We start from the raw sequence: 12,123 nt of genomic DNA on the forward strand, positions 1-12,123 counted from the left end.
CGGGAATTAGGCCTTTTCAGCCATCTTCTTGGCCTTCTCGACCGCTTCGTCGATGCCGCCGACCATGTAGAACGCCTGCTCCGGCAGGTGGTCGTACTCACCGTCCACGATGGCCTTGAAGCCACGGATGGTGTCCTTCAGCGGCACGTACTTGCCCGGCGAGCCGGTGAACACTTCGGCCACGTGGAACGGCTGGCTGAAGAAGCGCTCGATCTTGCGGGCGCGGGTCACGGCCTGCTTGTCTTCCTCGGACAGTTCGTCCATGCCCAGGATGGCGATGATGTCCTTCAGTTCCTTGTACTTCTGCAGGGTCTGCTGGACGCGCTGGGCGGTTTCGTAATGCTCGTTGCCGATGACCTGCGGGTCCATCTGGCGCGAGGTCGAGTCCAGCGGATCCACGGCCGGGTAGATACCCAGCGAGGCGATCGAACGCGACAGGGTCACGGTCGAGTCCAAGTGGGCGAACGTAGTTGCCGGCGACGGGTCGGTCAAGTCATCGGCAGGCACGTAGACGGCCTGGATCGAGGTGATCGAACCGGTCTTGGTCGAGGTGATGCGCTCCTGCAGGACGCCCATTTCCTCAGCCAGGGTCGGCTGGTAACCCACGGCCGACGGCATACGGCCCAGCAGTGCCGACACTTCGGTACCGGCCAGCGTGTAGCGGTAGATGTTGTCGACGAACAGCAGCACGTCCTTGCCCTTGCCGTTGGCGTCCTTCTCGTCGCGGAAGTACTCGGCCATGGTCAGGCCGGTCAGGGCGACGCGCAGGCGGTTACCCGGCGGCTCGTTCATCTGGCCGTACACCATCGCGACCTTGTCCAGGACGTTGGAGTCCTTCATCTCGTGGTAGAAGTCGTTGCCCTCACGGGTACGCTCACCCACGCCGGCGAACACGGACAGGCCGCTGTGCGCCTTGGCGATGTTGTTGATCAGCTCCATCATGTTGACGGTCTTGCCGACGCCGGCGCCGCCGAACAGGCCAACCTTGCCGCCCTTGGCGAACGGGCACATCAGGTCGATCACCTTGATGCCGGTTTCCAGCAGCTCGGTCGAGGAAGACTGGTCTTCGTACGACGGGGCGGCGCGGTGGATTTCCCAGTTGTCCGAAGCGGCGACCGGGCCGGCTTCGTCGATCGGGCGACCCAGCACGTCCATGATGCGGCCCAGGGTGCCGGCACCGACCGGCACCGAGATGGCGCGGTTGGTGTTGACGGTGACCAGGCCACGCTTCAGGCCATCGGTCGAACCGAGGGCGATGGTGCGGACGATGCCGTCACCCAGCTGCTGCTGGACTTCCAGCGTGATATCGGTGTTTTCCACCTTCAGCGCGTCGTACACCTTCGGTACGTCGCTGCGCGGGAATTCGACGTCGACGACCGCGCCGATGATCTGAACGATCTTGCCCTGACTCATTGCTGCATCCTCTAAATGTGTGCTTTGACTGTGCGCGTCAGACTGCTGCCGCGCCGCCGACGATTTCGGAGATTTCCTGGGTGATCGCTGCCTGGCGGGCCTTGTTGTAGACCAGCTGCAGGGTTCCGATCAGCTTGTTCGCGTTGTCGCTCGCCGCCTTCATCGCCACCATGCGTGCCGCATGCTCGGAAGCAACGTTCTCCAGCACGGCCTGGTACACCAGCGACTCGATGTAACGCGTGATCACGTGCTCGAGCACGGTCGCGGCATCGGGTTCGTACAGGTAGTCCCAGTCGTGCGAAGCCACCTGCGTTTCGCTGGCCGGCAACGGCAGCAGCTGGTCGAAGGAGGCCTTCTGCGTCATCGTGTTGATGAAACGGTTGTAGACCAGGTACACGCGGTCGACCTTGCCTTCGGTGAAGGCGTCGAGCATGACCTTGATCACGCCGATCAGCGTTTCCAGCTTCGGCTGGTCGCCGATGTGGGTGACGCTGCCGACCATGTTCACGTTGACGCGACGGAAGAACACGCTGGCCTTCTGGCCGACGGTCACCATGTCGATCTCGGCGCCCTTTTCCTGCCAGCCGCGCATCTCGGCCACGGCCTTGCGGAACAGGTTGTTGTTCAGGCCGCCGGCCAGACCGCGATCGGAAGAGATCACGATGTAGCCCACGCGCTTGACGTTCTCGCGCTCAACCAGGAACGGGTGCTGGAAATCGGTGCTGGCCTGGGCCAGGTGGCCGATCACCTGCTTCATCGCCTGCGCGTACGGACGCGAGGTCTTCATCCGATCCTGCGCCTTGCGGATCTTGGAGGCCGAGACCATTTCGAGCGCGCGCGTCACCTTGCGGGTGTTCTGCACGCTCTTGATCTTGGTTTTGATTTCGCGTCCGCTTGCCATCTCTTATTCCCGTAGAGCGGGGCTGAGCCCCGCTTTATCAGTGTGAAGCGGAGCATGGCTCCGCTCTACATACGCTGTTACCAGGTGCCGGTGCTCTTGAAATCGGAGATGCCCTTCTTGAAGGCCGCCTCGATCTCGTCGTTCCAGCCACCGGTGGCGTTGATCTTGGAGACCAGCTCGCCGGCGGTGTTGGCAAAGTGCGCGTGCAGGCCGGCTTCGAAGGCCAGCAGCTTGTTGACCGGCACGTCGTCGAGGTAACCCTCGTTGACGGCGTAGATCGACAGCGCCTGGTCGGCGATGGACATCGGCAGGTACTGCTTCTGCTTCATCAGCTCGGTGACGCGCTGGCCGCGCTCCAGCTGCTTGCGGGTCGCTTCGTCCAGGTCCGAGGCGAACTGCGCGAACGCCGCCAGCTCACGATACTGGGCCAGCGAGATACGGATGCCGCCGGACAGCTTCTTGATGATCTTGGTCTGGGCCGAACCACCCACGCGCGACACCGAGATACCGGCGTTGACGGCCGGACGGATACCGGCGTTGAACAGGTCGGTTTCAAGGAAGATCTGGCCGTCGGTGATCGAGATCACGTTGGTCGGAACGAAGGCGGACACGTCGCCGGCCTGGGTTTCGATGATCGGCAGCGCGGTCAGCGAACCGGTCTTGCCGGTGACCTTGCCTTCGGTGAACTTCTCCACGTACTCCTCCGACACGCGGGCTGCGCGCTCGAGCAGGCGGGAGTGCAGGTAGAACACGTCACCCGGGTAAGCTTCACGGCCCGGCGGGCGCTTGAGCAGCAGCGAGATCTGGCGGTAGGCAACGGCCTGCTTGGACAGGTCGTCGTACACGATCAGGGCGTCTTCGCCGCGGTCCATGAAGTACTCGCCCATGGTGCAGCCGGAGTAGGCGCTGATGTACTGCATCGCGGCCGATTCCGAAGCGGTGGCGGCCACGACCACGGTGTGGGCCAGCGCGCCGTTCTCTTCCAGCTTGCGCACGATGTTGGCCACGGTCGAGGCCTTCTGGCCGATCGCGACGTACACGCACTTGATGCCGGTGCCCTTCTGGTTGATCACCGCGTCGATGGCCATCGCGGTCTTGCCGGTCTGGCGGTCACCGATGATCAGCTCGCGCTGGCCACGGCCGATCGGGATCATCGAGTCGACCGACTTGTAGCCGGTCTGCACCGGCTGGTCGACGGACTTGCGCCAGATCACGCCGGGGGCAACACGCTCCACCGGGGCAGTCAGGTGGGTGCCCAGCGGGCCCTTGCCGTCGATCGGCTCACCCAGCGCGTTGACCACGCGGCCCAGCATTTCCGGACCCACCGGCACTTCCAGGATACGACCGGTGGTCTTGGCCACGTCGCCTTCGCGCAGGTGCTCGTAGTCACCCAGCACCACGGCGCCGACCGAGTCGCGCTCCAGGTTCAGCGCCAGTGCGTAGGTGTTGTTCGGCAGTTCGATCATTTCGCCCTGCATCACGTCAGCCAGGCCGTAGATGCGCACGATGCCGTCGGACACCGAGGTGACGGTGCCTTCGTTGCGCGATTCCGCGGACAGGGCGACCTTCTCGATGCGGTTCTTGATCAGTTCGCTGATTTCGGAGGGGTTGAGCGTGGTAGCCATCGTCAAGTCCTAGTGCCGGCAATCAAGCCGGACGTTAAATTGAATTCAGTGTGCGAGCGCGGTCTGCAGGCGGGACAGCTTGCCCTTGAGCGAACCATCGATGACCACATCGCCGGCATCGATCACGGCGCCGCCGATCAGCGAAGCGTCCACCGCGGTCGATACCTCGACGTCGCGGCCGAAGCGCCTGCGCAGCGCGGCCTTGATCTTTTCCAGCTCGTCAGCCGACAGCTCGGCCGCCGAGGTCACCGTGGCCTTGACCACGTTTTCGGCCTCGGCGCGCATCTGGTCGAACAGGCCGGCGACTTCCGGCAGCTGCTGCAGGCGGTGCGACTCGGCCAGCAGGTTCAGGAAGCGGCCGAAGGTTTCACCCGCCGCTTCCGGGGCCAGCAGGGCGACGGCGTCGCCGCGGCCCAGCTCCGGATTGGAGAGCAGGGCCGACACGCGCGGATCGGCGGCAACGCGGGCGGAGAACGCAAGCGCGTCCGACCACGGCGCGAACTTGCCTTCCTCGCGCGCAATCGCGAAAGCGGCGCGGGCGTACGGGCGGGCAAGCGTGAGGGCCTGGCTCATCTATCAGATCTCCGCGGCCAGCTCGTCGAGCAGCGCCTTGTGGGCGTTGGCATCGATTTCGCGCTTGAGCAGCTTTTCTGCGCCGGTCACGGCCAGGGCGGACACCTGCTTGCGCAGATCTTCGCGGGCACGGTTGGCGGCAGCGTCGATTTCGGCCTGGGCCAGTTCTTTCTGGCGGTTGGCTTCGGCGATGGCTTCGTTCTTGGCGGCTTCAACGATCTGGTTCGCCCGGGCGTGCGCCTGGTCGATGATCTCGTTGGCCTTGCCACGAGCTTCCTTCAGCGCCTCGTTGACCTTCACTTCGGCCTGGGCCAGGTCTTTCTGGCTGCGGTCGGCAGCAGCGAGGCCTTCAGCGATCTTCTGCTGGCGCTCTTCGATGGCCTTCAACAGCGGCGGCCAGATCTTGGTCGCGATGATCCAGATCAGCGCGGCAAAGGCCAGGGCCTGTGCAAAGAGGGTGAGATTGATATTCATGAATTAGCTCGATCGCTGGTGTCGGGGGTGGCTGCGCCGCCGTGGCGGCGCAACCGAACCTTCATCCGAAGCCCGGCGCCTTCAACAGGCACCGGACTGTCTCACTGCAGCTGGATCAGCCTGCCAGCTTGGCGGCTTCGGCCAGCAGGGCAGCAGCCAGCGGGTTGGCGAAGGCCAGCAGCAGGCCAACGGCGACCGAGATGATGAATGCGGCGTCGATCAGGCCGGCGGTGATGAACATGCGGACCTGCAGGACCGGGATCAGTTCCGGCTGGCGAGCGGCCGACTCCAGGAACTTACCAGCCATGATGGCCAGACCCAGACCGGCGCCCAGCGCGGCCAGGCCGATCATGATGCCAACGGCAAGGGCGGTGGAGCTCTGAACTTGGGCGAGATTGGTCAGGACGGCGAAGTACATGGTTTTCTCCAGGAACTTAAGTAGCTAAGGGTGATGAAACGGATGAAGGTTGGAACTGGTTGAAGCTTGTAACTCAGTGGCTGTCTTCCGACAGACTCAGGTACACGATCGACAGCATCATGAAGATGAAGGCCTGCAGCGGGATCACCAGCAGGTGGAACAGCATCCAGCCAAGGCCGAACACGCCACCGGCAACAGCACCGAACACACCGGCGCCGCCCAGCACCCAGATCAGCAGGAAGACGATTTCGCCGCCGAACATGTTGCCGAACAGTCGCATCGCCAGGGAAATCGGCTTGCTCAGCCACTCGACGATGTTGAGGATCAGGTTGAACGGCATCATCCACTTGCCGAACGGAGCGGTCAGGAATTCCTTGATGAAGCCGCCGATGCCCTTGGACTTCAGCGCGAAGAAGATCATCAGGAAGAACACGCTGATCGACATGCCAAGGGTGGCATTGACGTCGGCGGTCGGGACCGGCTTCCACTCGGGAATGCCCATCCAATGCAGCGGCGTGGCGATGAAATCGGCCGGGATCATCTTGAGCAGGTTCATCAAGAGGATCCAGAAGAAGATGGTGATCGCGATCGGCGTGATCAGCTTGCTCTTGCCGTGGTAGGTGTCCTTGGCCTGGCGGTCAACGAACTCCAGGCAGATTTCAACGAAGGCCTGCCACTTGCCCGGCACGCCGGCCGTGGCCTTGCGGGTCGCCATCCAGAAGGCGAAGACCATCAGCAGGCCCATCAGCACCGCGGTGACGATCGTATCGACGTGGATGGTCCAGAACGCGCCGCCGTCCCCGACCTTGGCGGTCAGATTCTGCAGGTGATGCTGGATGTAGGTGGTAGGGGTAAGAGCCTCGCCCGCCATGAGTCCGGAACCTTTATAAATGGATCAACGCCTGGCCAGAGCCAGAACCTGGAACATCAGCGCCACTGGAATTGCGGCCAGCAGCGCCAAAGGAGGAAGCCGCCACCAGACAAACGCCAGCACCAGCACAACAACGATCAACACGATCTTCAGCGCGAACCCCAGGAACAGGCGGATCATTGCTGAACCGGCAGCCTGAACGCCGCCACCGAGCCCAACCCACGCCGCCAGAACGGTTCCCGCCACCACCGTCACGCCCGAGACGAGCGCGCCAAGTGCGTACTTCGGCCCCATGAACAGGAAGGCCAGAGCCAGGACCACCACTGCTGCCAGCGGATAGACCGCGGCGCGCAACATCAGTCGCCGACCCGCGTCAACGGAGTTCAGCACGTCAAAGTGTCCTGCACAGGTGAATAAAGGGAACCGAGCCGCGCGTGGGCGCCTCATCGAGCCGCGAAAGTATAACAGCGGGACATTTTGCGAGACAACCGCCATCAGCCTGCCCTTTTGACTATGCAAGTTGCCGCATTTGCTGGTTTTTTCCCCCGCCCACCGGGGCCGGGCGGGCGGGCGATATTGCGCTGCAGCAGTGGGAACTTCCTGTCAACCGGCCTGTCAGATTGTCCGTGTCCGTCGACATTACTCGTCGAATGCCCCGGCGGACCGGGTGAGGTGGTGCCGCCCGTCCCCTGCGGCACCACCTCACCGCACCTCTCGCCTGCTCCGTGATTTCCGCCCGCGCATGCACATCGCGTGCACGCTCCGGTCACGTCGATGGTACGTGCGATCACCGATAGTCCATTGCTTTCCCGCAACACGAGAAAGCATGCGATGCGCCAACTCAACCTCCTCCCCGTGATCGCCCCCTGCGCGCTGGCGCTGGGCCTGTTCCATGCATTGCCGGTGCACGCCGCCGAAGAGGACCCGCGCTTCACGCTGCGGCTGGGCGCGATGAACATCGACACCGACAACACCATCCGCGGCAGCACCGTGATCGGTGGCCAGCCGATCAACCTGTCCGAGGATTTCGGCATGGGCGGCAAGGAGTGGGAACCGCGCGTGGATGGCCTGTTCCGCATCAGCGACCGCCAGCGCCTGATCTTCGACTACTTCAAGTACGACAAGGATCGCCGCCAGACGCTGGGCGAGACGGTGAGCTACGGCGACACCACGGTGCCGGCCGGCAGCTTCGTCAAGGGCGAGCTGAAGTACCAGGTGGCCACGCTGGTCTATGACTACTCGGTGGTGGACAGCGAGAAGTTCGACGTCGGCCTGCAGCTGGGCGCCGAGTACGCCAAGGTCAGCGCCGATGCCTATGCCGACCTGGGCGACCTCTACCAGGGTCGCTTCCTCAACGAGAAGACCGACGGCATCGCGCCGGTGGTCGGCGCGCGCCTGACGTTCACGCCCTCCGAGCACTGGCTGATCAACCTGCAGGGCCAGTACCTCAACACGCGCTGGGGCAACTTCGACGACTACAAGGGCGACCTCAGCCGCGCCAATGCCATCGTGCAGTACAACTTCAACCAGAACTTCGGCATCTTCGCCGGCTACGACTGGTTCAAGCTGGATGCCGACAAGCGCGGCAGCGACGGCGTGATCGGCCTGAAGCAGGAGTTCAAGGGCCCGCTGGCAGGCGTGAGCCTGTCGTTCTGATCGACGGCGTACGTGCCAGGCGTTGCCTGGCACGTCACGCTGCGTGGTGGTGGTGGTGCCCAGCCCTGCCCGGCACGCGGCCTCGGCAGGAAAGCCCCTGCGGAGCTACCGGCCGCACTGTTTACAGCAGCTTGCCGTCCGCATCGGTGGCCGGTGCCGGGAACATCTCCACGGCGACGCAGAGGTAATCGGCCAGCGGCATCAGGCCCAGCGCGGCACGACGCGCATCAACCTGTTCGGGCGCCTCCATCGGCTTGGGTTGCCACCTGCTGCTGATCGCCGCCAGCTGGCTGCCATAGCGCTGCGGCTTGCCGGTGTTGACCAGCACGCGATCAACCAGCAACGCGTACTCACGCGCGGAGACTTCACCACTGTCCACCTTCGGCGCCAGGCCCTCCAGCACCTGCTGCTGGAAGGCCGCATCGGTGTCGGCATGCTGCACCAGCAACCATGCTGCGGCCATGCCATCGGCGCCCACTTCACGCACGCCCGGCAGGCCGTGATGGTCGGCGACGATCCGCTTGATCCGCGGCAGGTTGGCCGCGTCCACCGCCAGCATCTTCGTGATCATCTCCTGCGACCAGTCGCCGTCACGCGCATCCTGGTCGACGCGTGCCATTTCCAGCAGCTGCTCGCGCAGCTGTGGCGCACTGGGCGTGATGCCGGCCCATCGGCGCGCGTCCTCGGCCTTGCGTGCTTCCTCGGCCTTGGCGAAAACCGCCGCTCCGGGGCACTTCAGCAATGCCGCCGCCAGCTCCGGGTCTTCTTCCTCGGCGCAGGCGTTGCCTGCGCATGCCAATACCGCCATCACCGCGACCGCTCGCAACATTCCCATTCTCCCTGCGACATCCGGAAACAACGACGCCCCGGTGAAGGGGCGTCGTGACGATCACTTCGTATGCAGCTTACTTCTTCTTCGGGAGGTACAGGTCGGTGATGGTGCCGTCGTAGATCTCCGAGGCCATCGCCACCGACTCGCTCAGGGTCGGGTGGGCGTGGATGGTGTGGCCGATGTCCTCGGCCTCGGCACCCATCTCGATGGCCAGGCCAATCTCGGCCAGCAGCTCACCGGCGTGCACGCCGACGATGGCGCCACCGATGACGCGATGGGTTTCCTCATCGAAGATCAGCTTGGTGAAGCCTTCGGTACGCGCGATGCCGATGGCGCGACCGCTGGCCGCCCACGGGAACTTGGCCACGCCGACCTTCAGGCCCTTGGCCTTGGCCTCGGTCTCGGTGACACCCACCCACGCGATCTCCGGGTTGGTGTAGGCCACCGACGGGATCACCCGCGCCACCCACTCCTTCTTCTCGCCGAAGGCCACTTCGGCCGCCAGCTTGCCTTCGTGCGTGGCCTTGTGGGCCAGCATCGGGTTACCGACGATGTCGCCGATGGCGAAGATGTGCGGCACGTTGGTGCGCATCTGCCGATCGACCGGGATGAAGCCGCGGTCGGTGACTTCGACGCCCGCCTTGTCGGCATCGATCTTCCTGCCGTTGGCCGAGCGGCCGACGGCCACCAGCACGCGATCGAAGGTGCCGCTTTCCATCGCCGGCCTCTCGCCCTCGGTGGCGGCCTCGAAGGTAACGGTGATGCCCTTCTTGTCGGCGGTCACGCCCGAGGCCTTGGTCTTGAGGTGGACCTCGATGCCCTGCTTCTTCAGGCGGTCGGCCAGCGGCTTGACCAGGTCCTTGTCGGCGCCCGGCATCAGCTGGTCCATGAACTCGACCACGGTGACCTTGGCACCCAGCGCGCTGTACACGGTGGCCATTTCCAGGCCGATGATGCCGCCGCCGACGACCAGCAGCGAACCCGGCACTTCAGCCAGTTCCAACGCGTCGGTGGAATCCATCACGCGCTTGTCGTCCCACGGGAAGTTCGGCAGCTTCACTGCCTGCGAACCGGCGGCGATGATGCACTGCTCGAACCGCAGCAGCTGGGTCTTGCCGTCGTCGGCAGTGATTTCCAGCTCGTTGGCCGAGACGAACCTGGCCACGCCCTGCACGGTACGGATCTTGCGCTGCTTGGCCATGCCGGCCAGGCCCTTGGTCAGCTGGCCGACGACCTTTTCCTTGTAGCTGCGCAGCTTGTCCAGGCTGATCTTCGGCGCGCCGTACGCGATGCCCAGTTCATCGGCATGCGCGGCATGGTCGATGATCTCGGCCGCGTGCAGCAGGGCCTTGGACGGGATGCAGCCGACGTTGAGGCAAACGCCACCGAGGCTGGCGTAGCGCTCGATCAGCACGGTGTCCATGCCCAGGTCGGCGGCGCGGAACGCGGCCGTGTAGCCGCCCGGGCCAGCGCCCAGCACCACGATGCGGCATTCGATGTCGGCGGCGCGGCCGGTCGATGGCAGTGCCTTGGCGGCCACGGCCGGGTCCGGTGCGCGGTGCGACGGGGTCACCGGCGGCTTGCTGCCCGGGGCGGCCTTGGCCGCTGCGGGTGCGGCACCGGCAGCCTCCAGCACCACCACCACGTCACCCTGCGAGAGCTTGTCGTCGAGCTTGACCTTGATTTCCTTGACCACGCCGTCGGCAGTGGACGGCACTTCCAGCGTGGCCTTGTCCGATTCCAGCGTCACCAGGCCCTGGTCCTTCTTCACCGTATCGCCCACGGCCACCAGGATCTCGATCACCGGCACATTGTCGTAATCACCGATGTCCGGAACCTTGACCTCGACCGGGCCGGTCGCGGCGGGCGCGCTGACGGCAGCCGGCGCGGCGGCGGCCGGCTGCGCTGCAGGCACCGGGGTTGCCGCCGGAACCGGAGCCGCGGCGGCCGGCGCCGGGGCGGCGCCTGCGCCTTCGGCTTCCAGCACCACCACCACGTCGCCCTGCGACAGCTTGTCGTCGAGCTTGACCTTGATCTCCTTGACCACGCCTGCGGCCGTGGACGGCACTTCCAGCGTGGCCTTGTCCGATTCCAGCGTCACCAGGCCCTGGTCCTTCTTCACCGTGTCGCCCACGGCCACCAGGATCTCGATCACCGGCACATTGTCGTAATCACCAATGTCCGGAACCTTGATTTCAATCGTCGCCATTGTCTTCTCCTGTGGGCTCAGCCGGCGTCTTCGCCGTAGAACCGGTCATGCATCTTGTCGAGCGCGCGTTCGATGCCCTCGTAGCGCTTCTCGTATTTTCTGTCCTTGCTGTGCGCCAGCTCGACCAGCAGCGCAGCCTGCTCCAGCAGCTCCGCCAGTTGGCCGCAACCGGGCCGCAACCCGCTGTAACGCTCACCGTTGATGGTGAAGGACACCACCTCGCCATCGGTCACCGGTGCACGCGCAGCCACTTCGGGCGTGGCCAGGGCACTGGCCCATGCCGCCACCAGGCGCTGGGCCAGTGCGTCGGGCAGGGGCGCCTGGGCGAACTCCGGCGACTGGTCCAGGCGCAGGTTCACCCCGCCACGGCTGGCGCCGCCGTCCCAGTTGTAGATGCGCTTGTCGGCCTGGCCGGCCAGCACCTGCCACTGGCTGCTGCCGGCGTCGCGCCGCAGCAGCACCTGGGTCTCCACGCCCCGCGCCGGCAACACCAGCAGCGACAGGCCGTCTTCGGCCTGCCCCCCCAGCAGCTGCGCGGCGGCCTGGCCGTAGTTGCCCACCGCCGGCGGCCAGCCTTCGCCGACCACCGCTTCGCACTGGCGAGCGGCCAGGGCCGGCGAGGACGCCAGCCCCAGCAACGCGATCAACAGCGCCCGCTTGAGCGCGGCCGATGTCACAGCAGCACGCGCCGCATGTCGGCCAGCACCTGCGACAGGTACGTGGTGAAGCGTGCGGCCAGCGCGCCGTCGATGACGCGGTGGTCGTAGCTCAGCGACAGCGGCAGCAGCAGCTTGGGGGCGAATTCCTTGCCGCTCCAGACCGGCTGGATCGAGGACTTGGACACGCCCAGGATGGCCACTTCCGGTGCATTGACGATCGGGGTGAAGGCGGTGCCGCCGATGCCGCCCAACGAGCTGATCGAGAAGCAGCCGCCGCTCATGTCGGCCGGGCCGAGCTTGCCGTCGCGTGCCTTCTTCGCCAGCTCGCCGGTTTCCTGCGCGATCTGCACCACACCCTTCTTGTCCACGTCGCGGATCACCGGCACGACCAGCCCGTTCGGCGTGTCGGCGGCGAAGCCGATGTGGAAGTACTTCTTCAGGGTGAGGTTCTCGCCGCTGGCATCGAGCGAGGCGTTGAAGTACGCCCAGTTG

The 12,123-nt window shown here is 65.1% G+C and carries 13 protein-coding genes; 1 reads left to right on the forward strand and 12 read right to left on the reverse strand.

All coding sequences use genetic code 11. The features are described from left to right. Positions 1-6 precede the first annotated feature (6 nt). The 8 genes from atpD to VA603_RS09980 all read right to left on the reverse strand — a co-directional run bounded on the left by atpD (position 7) and on the right by VA603_RS09980 (position 6,665). Positions 7-1,413 (reverse strand): F0F1 ATP synthase subunit beta, encoded by a 1,407-nt coding sequence (atpD, locus tag VA603_RS09945; RefSeq protein ID WP_132865769.1) that lies wholly within the window; start codon positions 1,411-1,413, stop codon positions 7-9. A gap of 37 nt (positions 1,414-1,450) precedes the next feature. Then, entirely contained in the window at positions 1,451-2,314 is an 864-nt protein-coding gene (gene atpG, locus VA603_RS09950) for a F0F1 ATP synthase subunit gamma (RefSeq protein ID WP_132865770.1), read from the reverse strand. A gap of 77 nt (positions 2,315-2,391) precedes the next feature. Further along, the gene (gene atpA, locus VA603_RS09955) at positions 2,392-3,939 is read right to left on the reverse strand and encodes a F0F1 ATP synthase subunit alpha (RefSeq protein WP_192287754.1); all 1,548 of its coding nucleotides are present in this window, start codon (positions 3,937-3,939) and stop codon (positions 2,392-2,394) included. Positions 3,940-3,984: 45 nt separating this feature from the next. Continuing rightward, positions 3,985-4,512: a F0F1 ATP synthase subunit delta gene (locus tag VA603_RS09960; RefSeq protein ID WP_323438709.1), complete on the reverse strand. Its 528-nt coding sequence runs from the start codon at positions 4,510-4,512 to the stop codon at positions 3,985-3,987. 3 nt (positions 4,513-4,515) lie between these two features. Beyond that, positions 4,516-4,986, reverse strand: coding sequence for a F0F1 ATP synthase subunit B (locus VA603_RS09965; RefSeq protein ID WP_132865773.1), 471 nt, complete (start codon positions 4,984-4,986; stop codon positions 4,516-4,518). A gap of 115 nt (positions 4,987-5,101) precedes the next feature. Further along, positions 5,102-5,404: a F0F1 ATP synthase subunit C gene (gene atpE / locus VA603_RS09970; protein ID WP_054661978.1), complete on the reverse strand. Its 303-nt coding sequence runs from the start codon at positions 5,402-5,404 to the stop codon at positions 5,102-5,104. A 73-nt stretch (positions 5,405-5,477) separates the two neighbouring features. Beyond that, positions 5,478-6,275 carry a F0F1 ATP synthase subunit A gene (atpB, locus tag VA603_RS09975; RefSeq protein WP_323438710.1) on the reverse strand — a complete coding sequence of 266 codons (798 nt, stop codon included), beginning with the start codon at positions 6,273-6,275 and terminating at the stop codon, positions 5,478-5,480. A gap of 24 nt (positions 6,276-6,299) precedes the next feature. Then, positions 6,300-6,665, reverse strand: a complete 366-nt coding sequence (locus VA603_RS09980; protein ID WP_192287756.1) for an ATP synthase subunit I — start codon at positions 6,663-6,665, stop codon at positions 6,300-6,302. Between the two features lie 441 nt (positions 6,666-7,106). On the opposite strand from VA603_RS09980, the gene VA603_RS09985 reads away from it, so the two are divergent. Further along, on the forward strand, positions 7,107-7,931 hold the full coding sequence (locus tag VA603_RS09985) for a hypothetical protein (protein WP_132865775.1): 825 nt from the start codon (positions 7,107-7,109) through the stop codon (positions 7,929-7,931). A gap of 121 nt (positions 7,932-8,052) precedes the next feature. Here VA603_RS09985 and VA603_RS09990 read toward each other — a convergent pair whose 3' ends face one another. From VA603_RS09990 to VA603_RS10005, 4 genes are all read right to left on the reverse strand, one after another. Beyond that, the gene (locus tag VA603_RS09990) at positions 8,053-8,760 is read right to left on the reverse strand and encodes a DUF6624 domain-containing protein (protein ID WP_132865776.1); all 708 of its coding nucleotides are present in this window, start codon (positions 8,758-8,760) and stop codon (positions 8,053-8,055) included. Positions 8,761-8,836: 76 nt separating this feature from the next. Then, positions 8,837-10,972 (reverse strand): dihydrolipoyl dehydrogenase, encoded by a 2,136-nt coding sequence (gene lpdA / locus VA603_RS09995; protein WP_323438711.1) that lies wholly within the window; start codon positions 10,970-10,972, stop codon positions 8,837-8,839. 17 nt (positions 10,973-10,989) lie between these two features. Continuing rightward, positions 10,990-11,649 carry a hypothetical protein gene (locus tag VA603_RS10000; RefSeq protein ID WP_323438712.1) on the reverse strand — a complete coding sequence of 220 codons (660 nt, stop codon included), beginning with the start codon at positions 11,647-11,649 and terminating at the stop codon, positions 10,990-10,992. Beyond that, on the reverse strand, positions 11,646-12,123 hold a 478-nt coding region (locus VA603_RS10005; RefSeq protein WP_323438713.1), incomplete at its 5' end, for a 2-oxo acid dehydrogenase subunit E2. The genes VA603_RS10005 and VA603_RS10000, both read right to left, overlap by 4 nt.

It is taken from the genome of Stenotrophomonas capsici, from assembly GCF_034961085.1.
GTDB lineage: Bacteria > Pseudomonadota > Gammaproteobacteria > Xanthomonadales > Xanthomonadaceae > Stenotrophomonas > Stenotrophomonas capsici.

Coding starts and splice junctions, on each gene's coding strand:
- atpD (WP_132865769.1), bottom strand. CDS start 1,413: ATGAGTCAGGGCAAGATCGTTCAGATCATCGGCGCGGTCGTCGACGTC.
- lpdA (WP_323438711.1), bottom strand. CDS start 10,972: ATGGCGACGATTGAAATCAAGGTTCCGGACATTGGTGATTACGACAAT.
- atpG (WP_132865770.1), bottom strand. CDS start 2,314: ATGGCAAGCGGACGCGAAATCAAAACCAAGATCAAGAGCGTGCAGAAC.
- VA603_RS09990 (WP_132865776.1), bottom strand. CDS start 8,760: ATGTTGCGAGCGGTCGCGGTGATGGCGGTATTGGCATGCGCAGGCAAC.
- atpB (WP_323438710.1), bottom strand. CDS start 6,275: ATGGCGGGCGAGGCTCTTACCCCTACCACCTACATCCAGCATCACCTG.
- atpE (WP_054661978.1), bottom strand. CDS start 5,404: ATGTACTTCGCCGTCCTGACCAATCTCGCCCAAGTTCAGAGCTCCACC.
- VA603_RS09960 (WP_323438709.1), bottom strand. CDS start 4,512: ATGAGCCAGGCCCTCACGCTTGCCCGCCCGTACGCCCGCGCCGCTTTC.
- VA603_RS09965 (WP_132865773.1), bottom strand. CDS start 4,986: ATGAATATCAATCTCACCCTCTTTGCACAGGCCCTGGCCTTTGCCGCG.
- atpA (WP_192287754.1), bottom strand. CDS start 3,939: ATGGCTACCACGCTCAACCCCTCCGAAATCAGCGAACTGATCAAGAAC.
- VA603_RS09985 (WP_132865775.1), top strand. CDS start 7,107: ATGCGCCAACTCAACCTCCTCCCCGTGATCGCCCCCTGCGCGCTGGCG.